The organism is Thorsellia anophelis DSM 18579, from assembly GCF_900111395.1.
GTDB classification, from domain to species: domain Bacteria; phylum Pseudomonadota; class Gammaproteobacteria; order Enterobacterales; family Thorselliaceae; genus Thorsellia; species Thorsellia anophelis.
Genome location: NZ_FOHV01000018.1, coordinates 25,198 through 52,000, shown reverse-complemented (window position 1 = coordinate 52,000; position 26,803 = coordinate 25,198). Strand labels below are relative to the sequence as shown.

At 34.9% G+C, this 26,803-nt stretch carries 29 protein-coding genes; 7 read left to right on the top strand and 22 right to left on the bottom strand.

The window, feature by feature from the left end:
• Positions 1-436 precede the first annotated feature (436 nt).
• Positions 437-1,780, bottom strand: coding sequence for a PTS sugar transporter subunit IIC (locus tag BMW37_RS10440; RefSeq protein WP_093320685.1), 1,344 nt, complete (start codon positions 1,778-1,780; stop codon positions 437-439).
• A 118-nt stretch (positions 1,781-1,898) separates the two neighbouring features.
• Positions 1,899-3,347, bottom strand: a complete 1,449-nt coding sequence (locus BMW37_RS10435) for a glycoside hydrolase family 1 protein (RefSeq protein ID WP_093320683.1) — start codon at positions 3,345-3,347, stop codon at positions 1,899-1,901.
• A 364-nt stretch (positions 3,348-3,711) separates the two neighbouring features.
• Between BMW37_RS10435 and BMW37_RS10430 the strand changes: the two genes are divergently transcribed.
• Together BMW37_RS10430 and BMW37_RS10425 are read left to right on the top strand one after the other, a co-directional pair.
• Positions 3,712-4,158 carry a hypothetical protein gene (locus BMW37_RS10430; RefSeq protein WP_093320681.1) on the top strand — a complete coding sequence of 149 codons (447 nt, stop codon included), beginning with the start codon at positions 3,712-3,714 and terminating at the stop codon, positions 4,156-4,158.
• Positions 4,159-4,245: 87 nt separating this feature from the next.
• The gene (locus tag BMW37_RS10425) at positions 4,246-4,722 is read left to right on the top strand and encodes a GNAT family N-acetyltransferase (RefSeq protein WP_093320678.1); all 477 of its coding nucleotides are present in this window, start codon (positions 4,246-4,248) and stop codon (positions 4,720-4,722) included.
• Here BMW37_RS10425 and phoR read toward each other — a convergent pair.
• From phoR to asnA, 4 genes are all read right to left on the bottom strand, one after another.
• Complete coding sequence (phoR, locus tag BMW37_RS10420; RefSeq protein WP_177168646.1) at positions 4,694-5,977, bottom strand: phosphate regulon sensor histidine kinase PhoR; 1,284 nt, start codon at positions 5,975-5,977, stop codon at positions 4,694-4,696. The genes BMW37_RS10425 and phoR overlap by 29 nt on opposite strands.
• Positions 5,978-6,079: 102 nt before the next feature.
• Positions 6,080-6,778 carry a phosphate regulon transcriptional regulator PhoB gene (gene phoB, locus BMW37_RS10415; RefSeq protein ID WP_093320673.1) on the bottom strand — a complete coding sequence of 233 codons (699 nt, stop codon included), beginning with the start codon at positions 6,776-6,778 and terminating at the stop codon, positions 6,080-6,082.
• 190 nt (positions 6,779-6,968) lie between these two features.
• A complete protein-coding gene (gene gpmB, locus BMW37_RS10410) occupies positions 6,969-7,610 on the bottom strand; it encodes a 2,3-diphosphoglycerate-dependent phosphoglycerate mutase GpmB (protein ID WP_093320671.1) in 642 nt (213 codons plus the stop codon).
• A 241-nt stretch (positions 7,611-7,851) separates the two neighbouring features.
• Entirely contained in the window at positions 7,852-8,844 is a 993-nt protein-coding gene (asnA, locus tag BMW37_RS10405; protein WP_093320669.1) for an aspartate--ammonia ligase, read from the bottom strand.
• Positions 8,845-9,051: 207 nt separating this feature from the next.
• Here asnA and asnC point away from each other — a divergent pair, with 207 nt between their 5' ends.
• The 3 genes from asnC (at position 9,052) to BMW37_RS10390 (ending at position 11,551) form a co-directional block, all read left to right on the top strand.
• Positions 9,052-9,510 (top strand): transcriptional regulator AsnC, encoded by a 459-nt coding sequence (gene asnC, locus BMW37_RS10400; protein ID WP_093320666.1) that lies wholly within the window; start codon positions 9,052-9,054, stop codon positions 9,508-9,510.
• A gap of 56 nt (positions 9,511-9,566) precedes the next feature.
• Positions 9,567-10,409: a 23S rRNA (adenine(2030)-N(6))-methyltransferase RlmJ gene (locus BMW37_RS10395; RefSeq protein WP_093320665.1), complete on the top strand. Its 843-nt coding sequence runs from the start codon at positions 9,567-9,569 to the stop codon at positions 10,407-10,409.
• A 200-nt stretch (positions 10,410-10,609) separates the two neighbouring features.
• On the top strand, positions 10,610-11,551 hold the full coding sequence (locus tag BMW37_RS10390) for an alcohol dehydrogenase catalytic domain-containing protein (RefSeq protein WP_093320663.1): 942 nt from the start codon (positions 10,610-10,612) through the stop codon (positions 11,549-11,551).
• Between the two features lie 82 nt (positions 11,552-11,633).
• Here BMW37_RS10390 and BMW37_RS10385 read toward each other — a convergent pair whose 3' ends face one another.
• The 8 genes from BMW37_RS10385 to BMW37_RS10350 form a co-directional block, all read right to left on the bottom strand.
• A complete protein-coding gene (locus BMW37_RS10385) occupies positions 11,634-12,836 on the bottom strand; it encodes a 4-phosphoerythronate dehydrogenase (protein ID WP_093320660.1) in 1,203 nt (400 codons plus the stop codon).
• Between the two features lie 67 nt (positions 12,837-12,903).
• Complete coding sequence (locus tag BMW37_RS10380; protein ID WP_093320658.1) at positions 12,904-13,494, bottom strand: tyrosine-protein phosphatase; 591 nt, start codon at positions 13,492-13,494, stop codon at positions 12,904-12,906.
• Between the two features lie 176 nt (positions 13,495-13,670).
• A complete protein-coding gene (locus tag BMW37_RS10375; RefSeq protein WP_093320656.1) occupies positions 13,671-14,477 on the bottom strand; it encodes a class I SAM-dependent methyltransferase in 807 nt (268 codons plus the stop codon).
• An 87-nt stretch (positions 14,478-14,564) separates the two neighbouring features.
• Positions 14,565-16,613 carry an oligopeptidase A gene (gene prlC, locus BMW37_RS10370; RefSeq protein ID WP_093320653.1) on the bottom strand — a complete coding sequence of 683 codons (2,049 nt, stop codon included), beginning with the start codon at positions 16,611-16,613 and terminating at the stop codon, positions 14,565-14,567.
• An 81-nt stretch (positions 16,614-16,694) separates the two neighbouring features.
• Positions 16,695-17,714, bottom strand: a complete 1,020-nt coding sequence (trpS, locus tag BMW37_RS10365) for a tryptophan--tRNA ligase (RefSeq protein ID WP_093320652.1) — start codon at positions 17,712-17,714, stop codon at positions 16,695-16,697.
• Between the two features lie 52 nt (positions 17,715-17,766).
• Positions 17,767-18,342: a ClpXP protease specificity-enhancing factor gene (locus BMW37_RS10360; RefSeq protein ID WP_093320649.1), complete on the bottom strand. Its 576-nt coding sequence runs from the start codon at positions 18,340-18,342 to the stop codon at positions 17,767-17,769.
• A gap of 105 nt (positions 18,343-18,447) precedes the next feature.
• Positions 18,448-19,083 (bottom strand): glutathione S-transferase N-terminal domain-containing protein, encoded by a 636-nt coding sequence (locus tag BMW37_RS10355; protein ID WP_093320647.1) that lies wholly within the window; start codon positions 19,081-19,083, stop codon positions 18,448-18,450.
• Positions 19,084-19,209: 126 nt separating this feature from the next.
• Positions 19,210-20,814 carry an alpha/beta hydrolase gene (locus tag BMW37_RS10350; RefSeq protein WP_245711058.1) on the bottom strand — a complete coding sequence of 535 codons (1,605 nt, stop codon included), beginning with the start codon at positions 20,812-20,814 and terminating at the stop codon, positions 19,210-19,212.
• Between the two features lie 335 nt (positions 20,815-21,149).
• On the opposite strand from BMW37_RS10350, the gene cpdA reads away from it, so the two are divergent.
• Together cpdA and yqiA are read left to right on the top strand one after the other, a co-directional pair.
• Positions 21,150-21,977: a 3',5'-cyclic-AMP phosphodiesterase gene (gene cpdA / locus BMW37_RS10345; RefSeq protein ID WP_177168645.1), complete on the top strand. Its 828-nt coding sequence runs from the start codon at positions 21,150-21,152 to the stop codon at positions 21,975-21,977.
• Between the two features lie 30 nt (positions 21,978-22,007).
• Positions 22,008-22,580, top strand: a complete 573-nt coding sequence (yqiA, locus tag BMW37_RS10340; RefSeq protein WP_093320642.1) for an esterase YqiA — start codon at positions 22,008-22,010, stop codon at positions 22,578-22,580.
• 23 nt (positions 22,581-22,603) lie between these two features.
• Here the strand turns inward: yqiA and yacG are convergent, their stop codons facing one another.
• The 8 genes from yacG to BMW37_RS10300 form a co-directional block, all read right to left on the bottom strand.
• Positions 22,604-22,807, bottom strand: a complete 204-nt coding sequence (gene yacG, locus BMW37_RS10335; RefSeq protein ID WP_093320639.1) for a DNA gyrase inhibitor YacG — start codon at positions 22,805-22,807, stop codon at positions 22,604-22,606.
• 33 nt (positions 22,808-22,840) lie between these two features.
• The gene (locus BMW37_RS10330; RefSeq protein ID WP_177168644.1) at positions 22,841-23,212 is read right to left on the bottom strand and encodes a DUF805 domain-containing protein; all 372 of its coding nucleotides are present in this window, start codon (positions 23,210-23,212) and stop codon (positions 22,841-22,843) included.
• 75 nt (positions 23,213-23,287) lie between these two features.
• On the bottom strand, positions 23,288-24,061 hold the full coding sequence (yaaA, locus tag BMW37_RS10325) for a peroxide stress protein YaaA (protein WP_093320699.1): 774 nt from the start codon (positions 24,059-24,061) through the stop codon (positions 23,288-23,290).
• A 35-nt stretch (positions 24,062-24,096) separates the two neighbouring features.
• Positions 24,097-24,384, bottom strand: a complete 288-nt coding sequence (locus BMW37_RS10320) for an RnfH family protein (RefSeq protein WP_093320634.1) — start codon at positions 24,382-24,384, stop codon at positions 24,097-24,099.
• Between the two features lie 5 nt (positions 24,385-24,389).
• Complete coding sequence (locus tag BMW37_RS10315) at positions 24,390-24,824, bottom strand: SRPBCC family protein (RefSeq protein WP_093320696.1); 435 nt, start codon at positions 24,822-24,824, stop codon at positions 24,390-24,392.
• A 140-nt stretch (positions 24,825-24,964) separates the two neighbouring features.
• A complete protein-coding gene (ppa, locus tag BMW37_RS10310; RefSeq protein ID WP_093320632.1) occupies positions 24,965-25,492 on the bottom strand; it encodes an inorganic diphosphatase in 528 nt (175 codons plus the stop codon).
• 145 nt (positions 25,493-25,637) lie between these two features.
• Positions 25,638-26,102: a transcriptional regulator ArgR gene (gene argR, locus BMW37_RS10305; RefSeq protein ID WP_093320629.1), complete on the bottom strand. Its 465-nt coding sequence runs from the start codon at positions 26,100-26,102 to the stop codon at positions 25,638-25,640.
• Between the two features lie 246 nt (positions 26,103-26,348).
• Positions 26,349-26,789 carry a F0F1 ATP synthase subunit epsilon gene (locus BMW37_RS10300; RefSeq protein ID WP_093320627.1) on the bottom strand — a complete coding sequence of 147 codons (441 nt, stop codon included), beginning with the start codon at positions 26,787-26,789 and terminating at the stop codon, positions 26,349-26,351.
• Between the last annotated feature and the right edge of the window lie 14 nt (positions 26,790-26,803).

Sequence of the window (26,803 nt, the reverse complement as noted above, 5' to 3'; positions counted from 1 at the left end):
CACCTCACACTCAATTTATTCTTGATTTTCGTCTTGTAATAAATTGTCCTCTAAAAAAAAGGATTCAGTGCCAGGCTTCCCCAGTTATTGTGCTGACGCCCTGTATATGACTCCATCCTCAAACACATAATAGATTTGACTAAGTATTGGGCTTTGCGCTATTTTGCACGCTTACCCATCTACTATGCCGAAGCAGGTTCACTTTCGTTATGTGCCATATACTTCCTATGACTTCCTTCAGACCCAACCGTTGGCCAGTTACGCCCTTGTCATTCGGATTTACTTCCCCTTAGTCAGGGTGTTTCCACTTTCTTTCAAGTGGACGGGTTTGCCAGCTTTGCTGGGCAAACAAAAAATGCCATGCTTTAAATTTAAAAGCATGGCATATCAATCCAACAAATTAAAATAATAAGTTAAAAAACCTAAATAATCAATGCTATGCTTTTTGCAAATTAGCCTCATCCTTTGCTTTATTAATGTTCACTCGATTACTGACTAGGACAAAAGGCAAGTAAACCAAAATAGATATGCCTAAACATAAGAATCCAACTAATAATGCTCCCCAATGGCCACCTGTTCCTAAAAAGGGAATGAGTGGACCTGGTGTTGTCCATGGGACCTGATATGCAACTGGAGGAATAATACCAGATGTAATGAATAAATATCCAACCACAGTATTAACCGCAGGCGCCAGAATAAATGGAATAATCAAAATTGGATTTAGGACAATTGGTAATCCAAAAATAACCGGTTCATTGATATTAAAAAAACCTGGTACGATAGATAGCTTAGCAATATCCTTGTAATCTTGACGACGAGAGGCAATGAAAATAGCAATTAACAACCCTAAAGTCATTCCTGAGCCACCATAGTTTGCAAAAGCATCGTTAAGCCCGCCCCATGTTGAGATATAAGGCGCCCCCCAAGAAGTACCATGTTCATTAACGAAATTTAAGTTAGCAGCATTTGGTTCAGCAAAAATCGTATCACGGATAGCAGCTATCGTATTAGGTCCATGAATACCCAGCACCCAAAAAACATTAGAAATCAATCCTAATAACATAACAGTAAATAATGTCGTCGCCATGTCTTTCATTGGTGATTGAATCAGAGTATAAACTAAACTATTAATTCCTGAGACTGAAAACTGTTTTATGATGTAATTTAAGATTGAAAAAATAATCATCATAATAATGACCGGTATTAAAATCTTAAATGATCTCGCGACTGCAGGAGGAACCTGATCAGGCATTTTTATCATTAGTTTGGGACTGGCAGCTAATCGACTGAATATTTCCCCCGTAACAAGCCCAACGAAAACAGCCACCAATAAACCAGCAGGGCCAAGATAATCGATCGCTAAATAAGCTTTACCTTCAATGACTTGATATGGGGTGTAAATAATAAAAAAAGCAGCAATAGCAGTTAATCCACATAGTAGATCATCTTGTTTGTGGCTTTGTGCGAGGTTTCTAGCAACCAAAAAAGCCACTAATATGGCTATAATATTATTTGTCCCCTGCAAAACAGGCGAAAAAACCTCTTTAGCATCATTTAGATTAGGAAAAATGCTTTTTAAAAATAGGATTTTAGCAATAAACCCTTGTTCATCTAATACCGCAAAATTCAAAAGGACAATAATGGAACCTGCCATTATTAATGGAAACACTAACACAAATGCATCCCTAATTGCTGATATATGCACTTGTGAATTTAGTTTTATTGCAACAGGCACAAGAACTCTTTCCATATTTTTTTCAAACGATTGCATAAAACTCATAGTTCACCTCACTTATTGAGATAATTAAATGCGACAAATCCCTCAGCAGTTACGAATGAATTCAGCAAAGCATAAAGGCCTCACTAATTCATCCCATATGCCCAACATTTCAAATCGATTATTTTGCCTCAGTAATTTGTTTACCATTTTCTTTTATGATTTGTTGATACCAATAAAAACTCGCTTTTTTATATCGCTTAAGCTCTTTTTCATCTAACTCATCTCGATCAATGTAAACAAAGCCATAGCGTTTTTGGTAGCCATTTAGCCAACTGAGAAGATCAGTAAAGCTCCATGTACAGTATCCTAATACGTTAACCCCATCAGATATCGCATCATTAATCGCCACAAGATGCTGACGTATATATTCAATACGATAACTATCATCAATAGTGCAATCGTCATTCAGCTTGTCATACTCACCTAAGCCATTTTCAGTAATTAAAATTGGTAGGCGATAACGACTAGCGATACGCCTTAAAGCAATTCTCAATCCAGTTGGATCAATATCCCAATCCCAATTTGTTTTATCTGTATACGGATTAGACACATGTTTATATAAACCAGGCTCGCCACTTTCTACCGTGCTTCCTTTAACGCCTGTTGTGTTAATTTTGCCAAGACCGACTCCATCTAATGGGTTATCTGCATTGACGGTTGTACGATAGTAGTTAAGCCCCATAAAATCGGGTATAGCATGTTTTAATAAATCCATATCCCCGTCTAATACTTCTGGGGTAAGATTATTATCTTTGAGCCATTGCCACACCATGATTGGATATTCTCCAAATCGATATACATCCATCCAAAAATGAGCACCAAAGTCCTCAGCATTTTCAGCGGCAAGGACATTTTTCGGATTTGAGTCAATTGAATAATTCGGTCCATATGCAAAACTAGGGCCTATTAAGCCTGGAATGTTCAATTCCCTAAATTTTGTAATCACAGAAGCATTCACTAGGTTAGCAATATGGTTTGCTTGAAACATTCTTTTCGCATTATTAACATTAGGTGGATGATTTTGTAATTTATAACCATGAATTATAAAAATATTTTGCTCGTTAAGTGTTACCCAATACTTTACCTTCCCAGCAAAACGTTTAAATAAAATTGTCGCGTAATTCGTAAAATCTTCAATGATTTCACGTGATTCAAATCCACCGTACGCATTTTGCAAAGCTTGTGGTAAATCCCAATGATATAAAGTCACCATTGGTTCAATTTTATGAGCAATTAATTCATCAATAAGATTCTCATAAAACATCAAACCTTTCTCATTCACTTCACCTCTACCATTTGGTAATATGCGTGTCCATGCGACAGAAAAACGGTAGGTTTTAAGGCCCTGTTCAGCCATTAAAGCAACGTCCTCTTTAAATCGATGATAGTGATCAACTGCCACATCCCCATTTGTCCCTTTAAAGGTTTTACCCTCTATTCTGACAAAATTATCCCAAATAGAAGGTCCTTTTCCATCTTTATCCCAAGCTCCTTCAATTTGATATGCAGCAGATGCAGATCCCCATAAAAAATCTTTAGGAAAAGGCTTTCGTTCAACATGATACATATTAGACCTCACTTAACAGAACATTAACCATAGCTAAGAGCATATTGACTAAACTTTTTAGCCAAATATAGCCTCGAATATGCTAAAACTTACCAATCGCGTTACTAGTTTAATTAATTAATTATCAATACCTAAGATACATATTGACAGTTTTGATGATGAAATTGAGTGATTAACATCACAATTTTCAATCTACTGTTTACCTAAAAAGATATAATTGATACAACACACAATTAAAATGCATTACGCAAGCATTTACAACAGCGATAAATATTGAGTGCATTTTTATCTCATCAGGATGACCCTTAACGGCAAAAGAATGATAATATCTGACTGTCAATAATTTAATATTAAGGAATAGAGAATGGCTTTTTGGCAATATTCTTTTCATGCAATGCCTAAAAATAATATAAAGCAAAAATATCAAACCTTACCGACTAAAATAACTGATGATGATTTTAATAATTTAAGTTGGTTCAATGAGTTTAATTATCAAAACTTTATTCAATCTATTGATTACTTATCGCCAAATACACATTGGTGCAAATCCACTATTTTTTTTGGTACGTATGACTCTGATTCAATTGAAATTGGTTTTGATGATTCTTTGGTAAGTTATATTTATATGCGCATTGATTTGAGAGAAAACCATTTATTAATTTTAGATAAAATGCTCTCATCCTTAGCGTTGAATCAATTAATGATAATAGATAATGAAATGGTGATTTTGGAACCTCTTTATGAGGATATTATGAAAAAAATTGAAATTGATATTCGCCATAAAAATAACTTCTTCAAAACGACTAATTAACAAGCAGCTTTATTATTTTATTTAAATTTATCTAATAACTCATCTGGAAAAAATAAATGAATAAAAAAATTCATCATTTGACTAATTATGATCCAGTCATATACACTGAAATCACTAGAGGTTTTTTATGCAAGTGTTCACTCTATTGACTTGAGTGAATACTCATTAGCTCAACAGCAAGCATGGGCAGCTCTGCCTATTAATCATGAAAAATGGGCATCTCGATTGCAAAAATCACGCCCTTATTACTTAACTGTAGGGAATAAAGTTGCTGGGTTTATTGAATTTGACATGAATGGAAAGATTGATTGTTTTTATGTCCATCCACATTTTCAAAGGCAGAAAATTGCAATGCAGCTTTATCAATATATAGAAAATATCGCTTATCAAAATTCAATACCCTTGTTATCCGTTGACGCTTCAAAAGTAATTAAACCGTTATTTGAAAAACAAGGCTTTATGGTTATTAAAGAAAATTTGTTTCAAATAAACGATGTAGATTTGATTAATTTTACAATGCAAAAGATTTTGAATGTTAATCACATAACGCAAGTGAAAAACTAAATCTACTGCCTTTACCTAACTGACTCACGATTTGAAGCTCACTTTGGTGTCTTGAAAGTACATGCTTAACTATTGCAAGACCTATGCCGCTCCCACCTGATTCTCTTTGCCTGGCTTCATCAACTCTATAAAAACGCTCTGTTAGGTGAGGGATATGCTCTCTTGCAATACCTTGCCCACTATCTTGAACTGAAAACTTCACTTTAGTTCTATTATAGTTAGCCTCAAGTTTCACCACTATTTTTGCTTCTTTAGGGGTGTGTTTAATGGCATTTTCGATTAGATTATTCATCGCACTTCGAAGCTCTTCTAAATTCCCAAGTACGAATAGTCCAGGTTCAATATGAAATTCAAACTCATGTGCGTTTTTATTTAAAGCCTCAGCACTTAATTGTAAGGCAATTAGCATCTCTGATAATGAAATTTTTTGTTTATATGAAGCTTGTACTTGGTACTCTAATCTTGATAATGCTAAAAGTTGTTTAATCAACTTATCCATTCTTTCAGATTGAGCCCGCATAGTCAGTAATGCTTTAGGAGGTAGGCAATGATTCAATGCATCATCCTCAAGCATATCTAAATACCCTTTTAAAACAGTAAGAGGAGTGCCTAATTCGTGACTCGCATTATTAAAAAAGTTTCTTCTTGCTATTTCAGCCTGTTTAACTTGGGTGACATCCCTTGCCATCACAATAAATTGATCTTCAGTATAGGGCATAATCCTAAATTCAACATCGCGTTCTGTAAATAATGATAAAGTAAGGGGGGATTCAAAGCGTTTACCTTCAACATAACGGGCAAACTCTGGATAGCGGAGTAAATTAATAATATTTTGGCCATTATCAGCTGGCCATTTAAAACCAAGAAGATTCTCAGCCAGCTTATTACACCAAAAAATAGTACCATCACTGGTTATCATAACTAATGCATCAGGTAAAGATTCTGCGCCACTTCGAAAACGCTTAATCAATGTAGCAAGTTCTTTTCTACGTTTTTTATTCCGTTTTTGTAGCTGAAGTAATCCATAAAAAATAACCTCCCAATGACCTTTAGCAGTTGGGGGGGTCATACTTTTATCTTGCCATAACCAATAAGAGAGTTTCAGCTGATGAGCGTAGTTCCAGCCTAATAATCCTAATAGCCCCACACAAATCCACCAGGGTAAATGACCAAATATCAACCCCACTATCACACATGGCAGTAATACCAAAACAAAAGAAAATATAAATGATTGCCAAGTTAATTTTTGAAGCAAAATACGATCCTTTCCAAATACAACGTAAATTGAGCCGATTATCTCATAAGTAAACAAACATAGGCTACCATTATCAATTCCTTCAACCATTAAGTCAAATAACTAGTCCGCCTGAGTAGAAAATCGATACCCACTTCCTCGAACAGTTTGAATATGCTTATCATGACCAGTAGGCTCAAGTGCACGCCTTAATCGCCTAATATGTACATCAACTGTTCTGTCTTCCACATATACGCCATCTCCCCAAACGTGATCTAATAGTTGCTCTCTACTGTAGACTCGTTCTGGACGACTCATAAAAAAATGTAGGAGCTTAAATTCAGTGGGCCCTAAAGTAATAGGCGTATCTCCTGCAAAAACACGATGAGCTGCAGTATCTAATTTTAAATTAGCCAAATCAATTACATCAGCTAAAACCTGCGGTGAAACGCGTCTTAACACAGCTTTAATTCTAGCGATAAGTTCTTTTGGAGAAAACGGTTTAGTGATGTAATCATCTGCACCGATATCTAATCCCTGAACTCTATCTGATTCTTCATTTTTAGCGGTTAACATCATAACGGGTATCGATTGGGTTTGCTTGTCTCTTTTTAGTTGCCTAAGAAGTTGGATACCAGATCCTCCAGGTAACATCCAATCAAGCAAAATAAGATCCGGTAAAGGGGAAGTTAGCATAGACTGTGCATCTTGGATATTTGAAGCCGCTTTGACATCAAATCCAGATTGCTGCAAAAGAAATATAAGCATCTCGCTGATTGCTTGTTCATCTTCAATGATCAGTATCGTTATTGTTGCTGCCATAAGTCTTAGCCCTGTGTTCATTAATATAAAAGTTTAATCATGTCATATAAAACACACTACAAAATTAATTACTAAAAACATCAATTTTGTAGTTAACACAATTTGATATAACATGCCTTTACTAGTATGAAACACTTATGTGACACTTTTATGAAACTATAGCATTTATCTATTAAATCAAAGATATTATTTATAATTCATCCGCAGAGTGAGATTCAAGGTGACTAATATCTCCTGCTGTTTCAACAATCCATCCTTCAGCTAACCATTCACCAGCTTGATAATCTATTCTTGATAAAGAACAATTGCGTAAACGTATCCGTCTTGGTGCATGAGCGGGTAATCCCATAACAGTTCCAATTAAACATCCTAAAGCCAACCCATGGCATACAAGTAATGGGACACTTCCGTCTGGAAGCATACGTAGATCATCAATGGCATCATGTAATCTATTTGCTAATTCTTGCATTGATTCGCCATTGGGTATTCTAGCATCTGGCGTACCGGACAAAGGTGAGCGCCTAATCATATCTTCTTCAGGAGTCAATTCGCTAACACATTTGCCTTCTAAAATACCCATATCTAGTTCACGCAACCTTTTATCTGTTTGAACAGGTAGCATCAACACTTGTGCTAAAATTTCGGCCGTTTCAACAGCTCGCCCTAAATCACTGCTGATTAGGTGTGTAATCCCTAAGTTTTTAACTCGCATAGCAACTTGCTTAGCCTGTATTCTTCCTTCTTCGGTCAAAGGGCTATCAGCTTGGCCTTGGATACGCTTTTGCGCATTCCATTGAGTCTCACCATGTCTTACTAAATAAACAATTGTCATGAAATTACCTTTTGATCATTTAAAATTCAATGATACCTTATATCATTCTAAAATCTGATGGCATTATACCATTTGTTATTCAATCGATTTCGATAATATACAAAAATGACGTTAAAGACTGACAGAAATGCCATCGAATCAAAAAGTAGGTCAAACTATTTAAGGAGTTAAAAGTACAATTGCCATTATTTAAGAATAATGGCAATTGTATGAACATATAAAAATGCAGGACAACTTTTTATTATAATAAGTTTTTAACAGACGCTCGAATTTCTGGCGTCCAAACACCACACTGTACTTGGCCAATATGAGAAAGATGCAGTAATAACATCACTAAACGAGATTGGCCAATCCCCCCTCCAATTGTTTGAGGCATTTCACCATTTAGGAGAGCCTTATGCCATTCAAGTGATAATCTGTCTTCATCCCCAGTGATAGCGAGTTGTTTTTTTAACGCATTCGCATCTACTCTAATTCCCATAGAGGATAATTCAAATGCATCTTCTAATATTGGATTCCAAACCAATATGTCACCATTTAAGCCCTTAAATCCATCTTGATTATCCGTACTCCAATCATCGTAATCTGGCGCACGAATATCATGATATTCCCCATGAGTTAGTTTTCCACCAATACCGATTAAAAAAACTGCTCCAAGTTCTTTTGCAATTGCTCTTTCACGGCTTTTAGCATCTAAATCAGGGAAACGCTGCAATAAAGTTTCACTGTGTATAAAATGAATCGTATCTGGTAGAAAAGCGCTTATGCCAAATTGACTTTCAACCGCTTTTTCCGTTTCTTTAATTGCAGCATAAATATCCGTTACCGTTTTTTTAAGATAATCAAGATTACGCGAATCAGCTTGCATTACTCGTTCCCAATCCCACTGATCGACATACACAGAATGAATTGGACTTAATCTATCTTCATCTGGACGTAAAGCTTTCATATTCGTGTAAAGACCTTCATTTTCAGTAAAATGAAAACGACCTAATGTCTGACGCTTCCATTTTGCAAGTGAGTGAACAACCTCAAAAGTTTCTGTTGGTAACGCTTTGACTTTAACTTGAACTGCTTTTTCACTTCCTGATAAGTTATCTTGTGTTCCATCGCCTAAACGACTTAAGATAGGGGCTTGAACTTCTACTAATCCTAATTTTGTTGCTAACGCCTCTGAGAAATGTGATTTAACAAAGCTGATCTGTTTTTGTGTTTCAATAAATGAACGACTCATAATGTTTCCTATTCTTTTTATATTCTATTGTGTATCAATCCGATTATCTTAACTCGTTTGATTGCGTTTTGTAGTTTCTATTGCGTATTAAGCAACAAATCACTTATTAAAATCAATAATCAATAATAAATAAAGCTATTAGGTAATAAATTCGATAAAATAAGCATCATTATTTTATCGAATTCTTAATTTTAAGAGGAAAATATGATGCAAAATTATCAAATTGATAATCTAGATAAAGCTATCTTGGTAGCATTAATGGATAATGCCAGAACAGCATACGCTGAATTAGCAAAGCATCTGAATGTGAGTGCTGGTACCATTCATGTTCGCGTAGAGAAAATGAAACAGGCTGGTATCATTACAGGCGCACACATTTCAATCTCACCTAAACAATTAGGATTTGATGTCTGCTGCTTTATTGGTATTATACTTAAAAGTGCTAAAGACTATCCTTCAGCATTAGATAAACTAAATGCACTTGAAGAAGTAGTGGAAGCGTATTATACCACAGGCCAATATAGTATTTTTATCAAAGTCATGTGTCGCTCTATTGATGCACTACAACAAGTCTTAATAAATAAAATTCAAAGTATTGATGAAATACAATCCACTGAAACACTGATTTCATTACAAAACCCTATTTGGCGTAGTGTTAAACCATAATAGTAAAACATCTATTGCCTCACTCTATCTACCTAATTTAAGGATATTTATTTACCATGCTCAGTTATCGCCATTCTTTTCATGCAGGCAATTTTGCCGATGTACTAAAACACATTGTACAACTACTGATCCTAGACTCATTAAAAGAGAAAGAAAAACCATTTATGTATCTTGATACTCACGCAGGCGCAGGGCGTTATGCACTTCATAGCGATGAGTCCACTAAAACCAGTGAGTATTTAGAGGGCATCGCTCGTTTGTGGGAGGCAAAAGATACACCTGAACTAATCAAACCGTATCTTGATTTAATCAAATCATTGAATCTAAATGGTGAACTACGTTACTATCCAGGCTCACCTTTAATTGCCAAGCTATCTTTACGAGAAGATGATAAATTAGTCATGGCAGAATTACATCCTAGCGACCAAATTTTACTTAAAAAAGTTTTTTTGCATGATGAGCGCGCCACGATTAAATTAGGTAACGGTTTTCAACTACTAAAATCTCATCTTCCTCCTCTTTCAAGAAGAGGGCTAGTCTTAATTGATCCCTCCTATGAACTCAAAGAAGATTATCAACTTGTGATTCAAGCAATTAAAGAAGGTCATAAACGATTTGCAACAGGAGTTTTTGCGCTTTGGTATCCAGTCGTGTTTAGGCAAACTATCAAAAAAATGAGTGCAGAACTCAAAGCAAGTGGAATTAAAAAAATATTACAAATTGAGCTTGGCGTTAAACCTGATAGTGATAGAAGAGGAATGACCGCATCTGGCATGATTGTGATTAACCCACCTTGGAAATTAGAACAACAAATGAAAAGCATATTACCATGGCTCACAAAACAACTTGTAACTGAAGGAAGAGGGCATCACTTAGTAGACTGGATTGTCCCAGAATAATTTTTTCATCTATGACGATACTAACCCATCACGCACTAAAAGAATATTCATCACATAGAATGTGTATAAAATAATAGGCAATTTAAACAGCATTATTCAAAAAATTTATTGCTATCATTATAATATCGAAATATTCGAATAACTATTTTTATTGTAAAGTAGGTTATCTTAAGCATTCTAACTATTAAAAAGGAATAAATATGAAATTTAATAATAATGCATGGCTATTTAGCGCTAAAGGTAATCCTTTAAATTTTGACATAAAAACAATCAAAGCACTAGAATCAAACCAAATTGTAGTTGAAAACTTCTATGCTGGTATCAATCCTGTTGATTGGAAATTCATAGATCATAATCCTATGAATTGGCCAGTAGGACAAGTACCGGGAGTCGATGGTGTTGGTAAAGTAATAGCTGCGCATGATGCAGAGCATCAACACCTTATTGGACAAATGGTAGTCTATCACTGTAGTCTTCAATCTGATGGCAGTTTTGGTACGCATACTGTGATTTATGCTGATAGAGCAATGATATTACCCGAAGGGCTAAACCTAGCTGTAGCAGCGGCTCTACCTTGCCCGTTGTTAACTGCATGGCAAGCATTTTCAAAAATACCCGTAAAAAAAGGTCATAGAGTTTTATTAACAGGGATGGGTGCAGTTAATAAACTTTTATCTCAATTACTGGCACGGGCAGGTTTTCATGTCGATGTCATTTCTAAAAGTTTAACCGATGAGCAAGCGGATGTACTCAATATAAAAACTATTTACCGTGAGAAGCCAGAATTCCATCACTATCATGCAATTTTTGACTCTAACGGACAAGCATCAGCAACAGCTCTAGTACCTTATCTTAGGGCCAATGGACATATTATTTGCATTTTAGGAAGAATAGATACTCCAATTGATAGTGCCTTTTCAAGAACTATATCTTATCATGAAATTGCATTAGGGGCACTTCATACCTACGGTGATAAGATACAGTGGCATGAGTTAATGGTGGATGGACGAAACTTACTAGAATCAGTAATAAAAGGAGATATCTTTGTTGAAACACCGACAGAGTTTAGATTTGAATTACTTAATGATGCGCTTGAATTTTCTAAACACCAGCAAAAAAAAGCTGTTGTAAAAATACGTTAATGCTCAACAAAAATATCGCTTAGATGCGTCTTATTTTATAGCGATTAACACCAATAAATTAATTGAACATTTAAAAACATGCTTATTTATTAGGTTGATATTTAATTTTAAATCCAAGAGCTTGTAATTTTTTAGCAGTCTCAGAGCAACTTGTAATCACATTTAATGATGACCATTCTCTACGCACTGAATAGTTTTTTCTTAAATAATCAAACCGGTGGTGGACTTCTATTGGCAAATCAATCGCATCTCTTGTTAATAAAGTATATCTAAATTTAGCATCATCGGTTTGTACATCATAGATAAGATTCATCAGTCGATAAAAAATGGCTAGACTAAATGGTTCATTTAGATAAATACTTTGGTACTGAGGTTCAGGAAGTAGTTCTTGTAATAAAGATTCTGAAACAGGTTTTTCAAGTGATTCAATTTGCAAAGGCGAATGTTTTGCTAAATAAGAATAATATTGCTCGACTAAAAGCGTTGTGCCACGTATTTTCCCCTCTAAGCTGTGGCCCGCTATATGAGCAGTTGCAATTTGAATATATGGTAATAGAGACAAGTTAATATGAGGCTCATTTTCAAATACATCTAATGCAATTTGCCACAAACGTCCTTGTTCTAAAGATCTTAATAAAGCAATTGTATCAATAACTTCGCCTCTAGAGGCGTTAATAATCATTTTTCCGTCTGCAAATTCACTCATTTTTTGGTGATCAAAAAGATGATAGGTATTATCCACCCCTCCTTGGATTAAAGGGGTATGAAAGGTTAATATATCCGCATGTTCAATTAAATAATCAAACTCATTAAATACAGTCAATCCTTCATTTCTTGCTCTAGGAGGATCGCAAAGCAGCACCTTTACTCCTAAAGCTTGTAATCTTTGTGCTAAAATTTTCCCAACATTCCCAACCCCAATAATTCCAACCGTTTTATCGGTTAATGTAAATTGGCCTTTTTGAGCAAAATAAAATAAAACAGAAAAGACATATTCTACAACTGCAATTGCATTACACCCTGCAGCTGAAGTAGCGTAAATTCCTAATTCATCAAATTTATCAGTATTAATATGATCGGTTCCCGCTGTTGCAGTTCCAACAAATTTGACATTAGTGCCTGACAATAATTCAGCATTAACCTTAGTAACCGATCTTACCATTAAAGCATCAGCATCAGTCAAAACACTTCCATCAAAGGGCCTACCTGGAACAGAAATCACCTCCCCAAACCGCGCAAAAAGAGATGTGGCATAGGGCATATTTTCATCAACAACAATTTTCATACTCATTTACCTGTCTATTAAAAGATCTGTATCATTCAGTTAAGGCCTAAATCAATTAATGATCAATTTATGGTGCCATGACTCTCGCTCTAATTGCATCTATATCAACATGTTCAATATAACGTTCAATATTGGCATAAATATTATAATGATATCCATATTCAGGTTTACGTAATTCGGCTAATACCTCTTCTCTTGGCGTATCTTCAAAAACTAACCGGTACATTGCAACAACAGCACCAGTTCTATCACTTCCATGCCAACAATGAATCAACACAGGCTTCTCAGCTGTTTTTAAAATTCTGAGCGCTTCAACAATATTATCATCATTCACATCAGCCGCATCCATAGGAACACGACTTAATTGTAAGTTCGTTCCCTCAGCTTCATTCGTATCAGAATGCCATTGTCGTAAATTTAAGACTGACTTAATTCCCATAGCTTCTAGGCCCTGCATTTCCAGTGCATTAGGTTGGCCTGAACGAAATATCCCTTCAGTCACAGGATAAAAATTATTAGGGATAGGAAATGAATCTTCTGACCATATCGGTAATGATGTCATAATCATCATTACCCCTAAGCTAATCTGAGCTTTAAAGCTAAACAGTTTTACTATTGAGGTTTGAATAAAACTCATCTTTTTAAAATAAAATTGCATATGTGGTATCCCTAAAAATAAAACATTATTAAATAATAACTTAACCTAAAATTTGAATTATCGTAAATTGGATCTGGATTTGTTTTTTTATTCCAAATTTTTTCTTAATCATTTAACCAATTAAACCATGATTTGATATGGTCGGTTAAGGTCATGATACAAATGATACTTACAGATTATTCAATCACTTTTGAATAAATATCAAATCGGTGATTTTTTGTTTTAACAAATCCTTGTGGTGATTGGCCATTGAGTACTGGGGCATAATCAGCCCTTTTAACAACAACACGTTTTTTAGCTAAAGCCAAGGCTGGGGGTAAAAGTGTATCAGCATCGACATCAGCGCCTACCAAATATTGAAATACCCGCATCTCTTTTTTAACTAATGCTGTTTGTTTTTTGTGCTCTGGATGCGGGTACATCGGGTCAAGATAAACCACATCAGCAGGCTGAAGTGTGGTAAGAAGGGTTTGACTTTCTTTAATACCCTCAGTCGGGATAATTTGCTGCATTCGAACCTGCATCCAATCCCCTATATGTGAATCTTGATAAGCTCTAGTTAAACCATCCTCAAGTAAAGCTGCGACAACTGGATGTCGTTCAAGTAACTTAACCTCACACCCAAGGGAAGCTAAAACAAATGCATCTCGACCTAATCCTGCGGTTGCATCGATGATAGAGGGCAAATAATTCCCTTTGATACCACACGCTTTAGCAACCGCCTCTCCTCTGCCCCCTCCAAATTGACGTCTATGTTTTAATACACCTTCAACAAAATCAACATAAACCGGACCTTGTTTAGGCTCATCAGCTTTAGTTAATTCCAGTCTACCAGATTGATAACTCAAAACTAACAAACAATCAGGTTGATCAATTAGCTGCCATTTTTTCGCTAAATTCGATAAAAAAAACCTAGAACCTTCATTAAGATTTAAGGCGATATGATAAGGCGATATTGGTGGAGAACATGTTTGAGTCAGCATGATATAATCAATTAAAAGAAAGGAAAAAATAATCTATCCTGCTCATTACTTGATGATCAGGATAGAAACTACGCTTCAAAAAAGAGGCTACGCAGCGATTCCATAGTGCCTGAGCAACGCATCTAAACTCGGCTCTCTACCACGAAAGCGTTTAAATAAAATCATCGGCGGTTCAGATCCACCTTTAGATAAAATATTTTCTAAGAAATCACGGCCTGTCTCTGAGTTAAATATCCCTTCCTCCTCAAATCTTGAGAATGCATCAGCAGATAACACTTCAGCCCACAGATAACTGTAATACCCTGCTGCATAACCACCGGCAAAGATATGACTAAATGAATGAGCAAATCGATTAAATGAAGGCGATTTGATCACAGCGACTTGAGATTTAACTTCTGCTAATAGACCTAATATATCAGCACCTTTGTTAGGGTCATATTCATGATGGAGTCTAAAATCAAATAATCCAAATTCGAGTTGGCGTAAAATAAACATGGCTGCTTGATAATTTTTCGCTTCTAGCATTTTATCTAACATCGATTTAGGAAGTGGCTCGCCCGTTTCAACATGTCCAGATATAAATGCTAACGCCTCTTCTTCCCAGCACCAATTTTCTAAAAATTGGCTAGGTAATTCTACTGCATCCCATGGAACACCATTAATACCAGACACACCTGAAGTGTCTATCTTAGTTAGCATATGATGAATACCATGACCAAACTCATGAAATAACGTAATCACTTCATCATGCGTAAAGAGGGCAGGCTTATCACCAATTGGACGGGTAAAATTACAAGTCAAATAAGCGACTGGTTTTTGCAATTCACCTTGAGCTAATTTCAAAGCCCCAACGCAATCATCCATCCAAGCCCCACCTCGTTTATTCTCACGAGCATATAAATCTAAATAAAAGCTTCCTCTTAGCTCACCTGTTTTATCAAATAAATCATAAAATTGAACTTCTGGGTGCCAAACATCCACACCATTTCTTATTTTAGCTTCAATACCAAAAACACGTTTTATAACCTCAAATAAACCGGCAAGCACCCTATTTTCAGGAAAATACGGACGTAAATCTTCATCATTAATAGAGAAAAGATGCTGTTTTTGTTTTTCACTATAATAGGTGATATCCCATGCATTTAAACTATCCATACCGTAATGAACTTTAGCAAAATCAAAAACGTTTTTAAGTTCAGCTTCACCCTGTGGTTTTGCTCGTTTTGCTAAATCATTTAAAAAATCAAGAACTTGATCTGGTGATTGGGCCATTTTAGTAGCAAGCGATTTATTTGAATAGTGCTCAAATCCTAACAACGTTGCTAGTTCGTGTCTTAACGCAACTATTTCGGTTATCAAATCACTATTATCAAACTGGCCTGCATGTGGTCCTTGATCTGAGGCGCGAGTCACAAATGCAGTATACATCTCCTCGCGTAAAGATTGATTATCCGCGTACATCATCACTGGTAAATAACTAGGCATATCAAGAGTTAATAACCATCCAGTTTGTTCTTTAGCAATTGCTCGTTCTTTAGCAGCAGCGAGAGCACTTTCAGGTAATCCAGCTAAAATTTGCTCATCTGTGATTAATTTACTCCAAGCCATAGTAGCATCTAACACATTATTACTAAATGACGCAGAAAGATCGGATAATCTAGCGACAATCTCTCCATACCTTTTTTGTTTTTCAAGGGGGAGTCCTATTCCTGATAATTCAAAATCTCTCAACGCATTATTAATCGCAGTTTGTTTTGCTATCGGTAAATCATTAAAATCAGCGCGCTCTTTAATCGCAACATAGGCTTTAAATAACCCCTCATGCTGGCCAACCCAAGTTCCATATTCAGACAGTAATGGCAAACAAGCTTCATAAGCCTCTCTCAGTTCAGGACTATTTTTAACTGAATTTAAATGACTAATCGGAGACCAAGCACGAGAAAATTGATCATCACACTTAGCCAATGCATCACAAACTGATTCCCAAGTATAAGGTGTTTTTTGATTAACGACAGCTTCCACATTATCTCGGCATAGTTGAATAAAATGTTCTACAGCGGGAACAATGTGTTCAACTTGAATCTCAGAAAATAAGGGTAGTGTTGTATTTTTTAATAGTGGATTTGAAGTACTCATAATATAATCCTAATAGAATATTGATGACTAAAAAGGAAAACTAAATGCGTTTTCTCTTTCAAATAAAAAGCTAAACACCCATTAAAGCGTGATTAATCCTAACGCAGCTTTAACTCGATTAAGAGTTTGATTAGCTCTTTCATTTGCTTTTTGCGCACCCTCTTGCATGATTTGATTCAATAAAACCTCATCATTTCTATAATGATGGTATTTTTCTTGTAAAGTTGTCAACATTGAAACAACAGCTTGTGCAACTTCAGTTTTTAAGTGCCCATACATTTTTCCATCAAAATGCGTTTCTAACTCAGAAATAGATTGGCCTGTTACACCAGATAAAATATCTAATAAATTAGACACACCCGCTTTATTGGTAATGTCATAGCGTATCACAGGGGGATCTTCAGAGTCAGTGACTGCGCGTTTTAATTTCTTCTCTACTGATTTAGGATCTTCTAACAAACCAATAATATTGTTTCGATTTTCATCTGATTTTGACATTTTTTTAGTTGGTTCTAACAATGACATTACCCTTGCCCCTGATTTAGGGATAAATGGCTCTGGTACTTTAAAAATATCACCATATAAACTATTAAATCGTTGTGCAATATCACGACTAAGCTCTAAGTGTTGCTTTTGATCCTCACCCACTGGTACTTGGTGTGTTTGATATAACAAAATATCTGCAGCCATTAAAACAGGATAACTAAATAAACCTGCGTTAATATTCTCTTCATAGCGCTGTGACTTATCTTTAAACTGTGTCATACGCCCTAATTCACCAAAATAAGTATAGCAATTGAGTAACCAAGCAAGCTCAGCATGCGCGGGAACATGTGACTGAACAAAAATGGTACTTTTTGAAGGATCAATTCCACACGCTAAATAAAGTGCTAATGTATCTAACGTTGCTTTTTTAAGTGCGGAAGGATCTTGACGCACAGTGATAGCATGTAAATCAACAATACAATAGATACAATCAAAACTTTCTTGTAATTGTACCCATTGACGAAGTGCTCCTAAGTAATTCCCTATCGTTAATTCACCAGATGGTTGTGCTCCGCTAAATACAGTAGGTTTATTTGTTAAGCCGCTGTGTAACATAATATCCTCTTTAATTGTTTATAAGACGTATAAAACGAATTTTATTCTTTAATTAATCAATCACTCTTAAATGAGATGTTTTTTTCGTTTTTTTCTTTTCTGGTACTAAGCTTTCATCTTCTGATTTTACTTTTGCTTTTCTTCGTGTTGATTTTGGCTTATCAGAAACTTCATCAGATTGTTTTATAGCTTTATCATCCTGATTATGAATATCTACATCAGGCTCAACATGAAGATTACTTTCCTCAACTAATTGAATAGACTGCCTTGCCTCAGCGTCTTTAAGCTGCTTTTCATAAAAAGGCTCAGGTGGGAATCCTATCCCAGCATTATTTTCCCTAGCATAAACCGCAATAATTGCTCCTAGAGGAATACTTAAATTTCTTGATTTACCGTTAAAGCTTGCACTAAAACTCACTACATCATTACCTAATAATAAGTTACCTAATGCATGAGGTGCTATATTTAATACAATTTGACCGTCCTTTGCGTATTCAAACGGCACATCAACACCTGGATAGTTTATATTAACTAAAAGAAACGGGGTTAATTGATTATCACATAACCAATCATAATGTGCTCTTAAGAGATAAGGTCTTAATGGTAATAATTCTTTTCCTTCTTTCATAGCTAGTCCTAGTTAAATAATATTCAATACATCATTTAAAAATCTGATCGGTTATATAGTGGTCAACAAAATATAGTGTGTGGGATCTATTCTAGCACAAGAATCTTAATAGCTTGAACGCATCTCTTTTTCAATTGGTGTTAAAGAGTTTAAAAATCCATCTCTATTAAAAACTCGTTTCATATAGGGTCTTATATCTTTTGCACTCTGCGTGTCAAGAATCTCAATACCAATATGAGTAAGTCGCCATAAAAGAGGGGCTAATGCACAATCTATAATAGAAAATTCGTCATTCAAGAAAAATGGCGTACGCCTAAATATAGGAGCTAATGATAATAACTCATCGCGAAGTCTTCTACGAGACCTATCCCCTTCTTCATCTCTAAAAAGTGCTTTATCAGCTAAAGGATACCAATCTTGTTCTATCCTATTTAGCATAAGCCTAGTGGAAGCTCGGTCTTGTGGATAAACAGGCATAAGAGAAGGGTGGGGAAAACGTTCATCAATATACTCGGCTATGATATGAGTATAGTAGAGTGTCAACTCTCTATCAACTAAAGTAGGTATTGTTCCATAAGGGTTAAGTGCTAATAAATCATCAGACATCCGATTTGGTGTTACAAGTTCTAGCTCATACATCACCCCTTTTTCAGCTAGCATAAACCTAATTTGATGACTGCGAATATCACTCTTACCTGAAAAAAGTGTCAAGGCAGACCTCTTATTAACAGATAGCCCCATAAAGCCTCCAAAACAACATTTTTTTATACGTATTCATTCTATAAACAATTCCCTGAAAGATGCCATTAGCAAATTTAGCTAACAGCATACCTAAAATAAAAACAGATTTAAATAAAATTTTAATTATTATTTCAATGATTTATCAATATCACTTTGAACTCTTTGCATCATATAATCATAAAATGGATTAGAAGAGGCTCTTAAAAGGGTATCTAAATCAACTAATAAAACAGAGCGTTCCCCTCTTACAGCCAAACTTCCTAAATTGATGCCATATTGAGTTGGATTACTTGGTTGACTTCCATATAGTGGATCGTTTGCAGCGAAAGGGATAGCTACATGAGAAAGAGAAAAGAAATCATTAGGGTAACTGACCCCTAAAGGTTCAACTATTTCTTCGTTTGTTAATGCTCTTTGAGTCCTAGCGACAACTTCGCTATTAAACTTTTCTCTATTTGTTACTATAGTTGAATCATACTTTCTAGGAGGAGCTGGAAGTAACTGCCCAACATTTGATATTGTAGATGAACGCATTAAAATATCGAAATTAGCCGCTCTATTAAGATCAAATAAAACTAATTCACTTCCATTATCGGGCAATTGATTATAAAGAGCTGTAATAACTGCCCTCGTACTGACAGTGAAATCAACTACAGATTGAAACGTTATCACTGGTGGCAATGAAGTTAACTTACCTTGCTGTGCATAATCAGAAATTTGCTGCTGAAGTACACTGGTTAAAAGATGAGATTGCCTCGCTCCATTAACAGGGAATGAATTATACTTAAATGGATTAAATTCAGGCAAAACACTTAGCCAAGCTGCTTTTGCAAATGGGGGGAAAACTGCAGGCCAACCAGCTATACCTGCAAAACGAGCAAATGCAGTAATACCTATCATTGGAGAAATTAACACAACATGATCTGGCTTAGCTAATGAATCATTATCAATTGCATCAAGGGCATATTTCATAGCTAATGCCCCCCCATTAGAAAAACCAACGATATGCAAAGGGGATTTTTCTGATGTTAATCTTTTTGCCTCTCTGACTCCAAGTCTTGTTGCTGCTAACCAATCTTCCCAGTCAACCTTACTTAAGGCAGCGGGTACTGTACCGTGTGCAGGTAATCTTAATCCGATTGCAACAAACCCATTAGAGCGATACAAATCAGCCATATTCCTAAGGCTGTAAGGCGTATCAGTTAATCCATGGAGTAAAACAACCGCACCTTTTGGAGTAGGGTATAAACTAGTATCAGGCATCATGACGTATGAACGATTCCAATCCTGTTCAAAATTGCCAGGGTAAACTGCACTTTGCTCAAGATAGCGATTCAAAGGCACACCATTTGATCCTAAAGAATTAATGATAGTACGGTTTGTAGAGAAATAATCATCCCAATCAGTTTCAGAAACATTTTGATCATCAAAATCAAAATCTTCATTAAGACCATCAATATCAGCCACGGTGAGAGTTTGCCCTTGCTCTAAAGGCTTAATCACATTATCGATTACTTCCTGGAAAATACCCTCTTCAGCTTTCAAATAATCAGCAAAAGTCATTTTATCAATTTCTGCCGCTGTCATTTCATTTGGAACATAACGATGCCAAACTTCTAATCTCAATCCTCTTTGAGAATCATAAATTCGAATCACCATAAACGTTAAAAGTGCAACTAATATTAGTAGCAAAAAACGCTTACACCAGCGTTTCAAAAAATTAATTGGCATACAACACAGCTCCTCAGTATAGAATTATGAATATATATTCATTAAAAAATAGTTTTCTAGTATAAATGCTTCATTTTTAGTTTAAATTTCAAACAAATAATGTGATCAACTTATAAATTCGAACAAAAAAAACACAAACAATGTTAAATTTTACTTCTTTTTCATAAAAATGTGTCATAGCAGACAGATTTACTCTTAGTAAATCGGCTATTATCCAATTGAGTTTACCTTATTATCTCGGTTTTAGATTACTTAAATCAATCTTTAGCCTTAATTATTTTAGTGACACCTATCGATTACCATAATTTAATATATTGTACTTAAGGAATATGACATTGAACACTCGACTTAGCCTTTCAACTACAAATGAAAGTATTAAGCTTTTACAAATTAGCGACATGCACCTTTTTGCAGATAAAAAAGAAAAGTTGCTTGGTGTCCCTACCTATAAAAGCTTTCAAGCTGTGATCAATACAATCAAAAAAAATAATACTATCTTTGATTTGATTGTCTGCTCTGGTGATATAACTCAAGATCAGAGTATTGAATCATATCAACACTTTATTAATATTATGGGTACTTTTAATACACCTGTTGTTTGGTTACCCGGAAATCATGATAATCAAAATAACATGCAAGGCATACTTAACACCTCAAACTTATCTGAGGCAAAACATATTTTAATAAACGATAACTGGCAATGTATACTACTAGATAGCCAACTATCTGGTGCACCTAAAGGAGAATTATCTGGTCCTCAACTAGATTTTCTAGAAAAAAGCCTTAGTTCAGAAAAAAATCGCAATACATTAATTTTTGTTCATCATAATCCTAAACCTTGTGGTTCACAGTGGTTAGATCAACACAAGTTACAAAATAGTGATACACTTGCTACAAAACTAAAATCCTATGATAAGATAAAAGCAATCATATGTGGCCATATTCATCAAGCGATAGATGACTGTTGGGAGGATTGGTCTTTTTATTCTACCCCCTCAACTTCAATCCAGTTTTTACCTAAATCAAAAATATTTTCACTTGATACAATCAATCCTGGCTGGAGAGAGTTTATATTAAAGCCAGATGGAAATTTAGAGACATGTGTAAAACGCATCGAAAATATTAATTATTCAGTAGACGTTTCAGCTAAAGGCTATGAGTAATTTAACTGATTAAATATTATTAGGATCATTATGTCAAAACTCATTTATCTTCACGGTTTTAATAGTTCACCACTTTCAATTAAGGCTACACTTTTAAAACGCTGGATATCTGAGAATCACCCTGATATTGAAATATTTATTCCACAATTACCTTTTTCTCCGCAGCTGTGTGCAATGTATCTAGAAGAACTATTTTTTAATCAACAAGAACCAATTGGTGTAGTAGGGTCATCATTAGGTGGTTTTTATGCCACTTGGATATCATCAGCTTTTGAAATTCCTGCTATTGTCATTAATCCAGCCGTTAGACCATTTGAACTTCTTCATGATTATGTAGGGATAAATACAAACATCTATACAAAAGAAACTTATGAATTAACAACAAACCAAGTAGATGAACTCAAAGCAATTTATGTTGAGCCTATTGAATACCCTGATTTAATTTGGCTTTTACAACAAAAAGGAGATGAGATATTAGACTACCAACAGGCGGTTGACTATTACAGAGATTGTAAACAAACCGTAGAAGAAGGTGGGAACCACTCATTTCCTGGTATAGAAAAATACTTCCAAGAAATGGTGGATTTTTTAGCATTAAACTAACTGATTCGTTAAAAGATTAATCGTTACTTCTCAGGATTAAAATCTTCCCCCCATAGATCACTTTCATCGATGATAGGATCCCCTGGAATCGATTTTTTTTCATCAGCCCATTCACCTAAATCAATTAATTGACACCGTTTAGAACAAAAGGGCCTATATATACTAACTTCTCCCCAAACGACCTCAGCTTTGCAAGTAGGGCATTTTACAGTAATCAAATTTTCCATTTTTAACTTATACCTTTAAAGGTAATACCTAAATTATAATGTAAAAGGATCAGGTCCAAAATGATTATCACCTTCACAGCCTTTTAAACAATACCAATATATCAATAACACAGTTCCTATAATAGGAACAAAACTTAATAAAAATAACCAACCTGTTCTATTAGTATCATGCAAACGCCTAATTGAAACGGATACAGAGGGCACAACCAAAACTAAACTGAGTGAAAGAGATAGGACTAATGCGCCACCGGCTAAAGTTTCGTTATATTCACTTGAAAAAATAAATACAAAATACAAAAAATAAATTATAAAATAATTTACAAGTGTAAATACCCAAAATTCAGAACGTGAAGCCCTACCTTTAAAATTAAAACAATTTTTCAATGCCATTAAATAATAACGCATACTCTTCTCCTTAAGATTAATTTCCATCCATGAAAAGTTTAACTAAACAATATAATGAATCATTTTATTGCTCTCTTACTGCTCTTTGCGTTTAAATACCCAATTTAAATCCGTCGACTCTTTGTCACAATATTGGTAGCCTGAAGCATTGAATGCTTTGATATCATCCATATTTTCACATTTTGATTGAATTAAATATCTAGCCATCATCCCTCTTGCCTTTTTAGCAAAGAAGCTAATTACTTTATACTTACCATTTTTCTCATCCTGAAAAATTGGTTTTATAACAGGTACAGTCAAGGCTTTTGTATCTACCACTGAAAAATACTCATCAGAAGCTAAATTAATCATTGCGCTAATAGCGTCTGATTCAATTCGTGAATTTAAATATTGTGTGATAGTTGATCGCCAGTATTGATAAAGGTTATCAGCAAAAGGTGTTTTAAGTTTTGTACCCATTTCTAATCGGTATGGACGCATTAAATCTAAGGGTCTTAATACACCATAAAGGCCGGATAAAATACATAAATTTTCTTGTGCATAATTAATTTCAGATTCAGATAAAGCATGGGCTTCTAATCCTAAATAAACATCACCTTGAAAGGCATAAATAGCTTGCCTTGCTGTACTAAAATCTGCCTCTTTATTCCATTGTGCAAATCTTGCAACATTAAGAGCTGCTAATTTATCGCTGATTCTCATCAATTGACTTAATTCAACGGGCGTTAACTTTCTGCAAACATCTATTAATGTTTCACTTTTTTCTAAAAAAAGTGGCATAGTATGATTTTCGCTAGGTAAGGGTGAATCATAATCTAATGTTTTAGCAGGAGAAATTAACGTTAGCATCTTCATAATATTACTTTATATCCTGATTGATAATGTCACTGTTTTGCGGTGCGCTCTGCGCGTTTACGTCTTAACTCTTTAGGATCAGCAGTCAATGGCCTATAAATTTCTATTCTATCCCCTTGTTTAAGGGTATCGGTTAATTTAACAATACGACTATAAATCCCGACTTTTGTCGTTGCTAAATCGATTTCAGGTCTAATTTTAAGGATACCTGAAGCAATAATTGCAGTTTCAACTGTTGAGTTTTTAGGAAGATTAACTCCATACACATATTGCTTTTGAGGTAAGGCAAACACTACCTGAACACTTATTTCATCCATAAAAATTACCTTCGATATACCAGCTTAGCTCTATCCGAAAATGCACTTACCATATTGACAGCTAACTCATTAAATACCTTACCAAAAGCAAGTTCAACTAATTTATTAGTAAATTCAAACTGTAACGATAATTCAACTTTAGAAGCATTTTCAGATAAACTAGTAAATGTCCAGCCACCAGTTAATTGCTTAAAAGGACCTTCCACTAATTCCATTAAGATTGATTCACCTACAATTAACCTATTTCGAGTCACAAATGATTTTTTAATCCCAAATTTTTCAACTTCTACTGATGCAACCATCTCATTTTCTGCTTGGCTTAAAATACTCGCACCAATACAGCCAGGTAAAAACTCAGGGTAAGATTTGATATCATTGACTAAGTTAAACATTTCTAAAGCACTAAATGACACTAAAGCAGAACGAGTTATATTAGGCATAAGCATTTATTCACTTAAATTAAGTTCGCATAATAATTAATAAAACCATAAAAAAACAAGCGCTATACTTTAATCTTTACTTATTTTTAATAGTAATATCAAAAAGTATAGCGCTTTGCTAAAAGCAATTTTAAACTATATTATTTTTTAGCGCGTTCAAATGAGCTTAAAATCTCTTCTCGAGCAGCATTAGCATCTGCCCAGCCATCAATTTTAACCCATTTACCTTTTTCTAAATCTTTATAATGCTGAAAAAAATGTTCTATTTGTGCTTTAAGTGACTCAGGTACATCTCCTATATCTTGGATATGACCATACTCTTTACTCATTTTTTCATGTGGAACAGCCAGTAATTTAGCATCTTCACCAGCATCATCTGTCATTTTAAGTACGCCAACAGGACGACAACGAATTACAGAGCCAGCCTCTAAAGGAAAAGGAGTGGGTACCAGTACATCAACAGGGTCGCCATCTAAAGATAAAGTATGATTGATATAACCATAATTACACGGATAAAACATAGCTGTACCCATAAAACGATCTACAAATAACGCACCTGTCTCTTTATCAATTTCATACTTAACAGGATCAGCATTAGCTGGGATTTCTATTATCACATAAATATCATCTGGCAAGGATTTGCCAGCAGGTACATTCAATAAACTCATTTGTCATTCCTATTAATAGTTTAAAAATTCATTAATATGTTAAAAACAATATTAATATAAAAAATTCATATGCTTATGCATAAATGCGTGATAGCAGTAATCAAAAATAAATATTTTTTACTATCAATTATTTAATGATTTAGTACTAAAGCTCTTGATCAAAAAGTACTAATATTGATTGATACAATTCTTTCACACTCACTTTTTTGGTAGGGGTTGTGAAAATAGTATCATCGCCCGCAATACTCCCTAAAATCCCTTCATTTTTACCAAGTGAATCTAATAATCTTGCAATTAACTGAGCAGCACCTGGACTAGTATGAATCACAACTAAAGAATCGTTGTAATCAACATCTAAAACCAAATTTTTTAATGGGCTTGATGTTGCGGGCACACTTGCATCTTGAGGAAGGCAATAGACCATTTCTTGTTTTGCGTTTCGAGTTCTTACGGCTCCAAATTTTGTTAGCATTCTGGAAACTTTTGATTGATTTATATTATCAAAACCCGCTTGTTGTAATGCAATAACAATCTCACCTTGAGAAGAGAATTTTTCATCTTTTAAGATAGCTTTAAAAACTTTAATTAACTCATCAGCTTTAGCTGGCATTCAGTCGCTCCTGCATTTTGTATGCTCAATAAAAAGTCAGATTATGCACCATTAAAGATCCTGCAAACAAGTTTGTTTACCTAACCTAGATGTAGATTATACAAAAAAAATATAACAATTACTTCATCTATATTACCTATTATCACTATGGTTTCATAGAACACATAATATTAACTTAAATTTATAGAAGTTTTTCTCAAAAAAAAACGCTCAAATGAGCGCTTTTTTAACATTAGATCAATATATTTACTTATTTCTTTTTGATTTATTTTCTTGGAGCTTAATCAGCTCAATTACGCGTAACTTGGCAAGAGCTCTAGAAAGATGAGCCTCTGCTTCAGCATTATCCACACTACTTTGATTTTTAGCCAATTGTGCCTCAGCACGTTGTTTAGAAGCAAGCGCACGCTCCTCATCAATATCTTCACCATAAATAGCAGCGTCAGATAAAACAATTACACGCTTAGGTTGTACCTCTAAAATACCACCGCTAAGATATACTAACTCTTCAGTATTATCTTCTTTCACAATGCGCACTAAACCAGGCTTAATCGCTGTAAGCAAAGGAGCATGTTCAGGGCGTATACCTAACTCACCCTCACTGCCAGTAATTTGGATGCTTTGAACTTGTCCTGAAAACAACAATGCTTCAGCACTTACTACATCCAATAAAAATGTCTTTGCCATAATATTCTCCAACG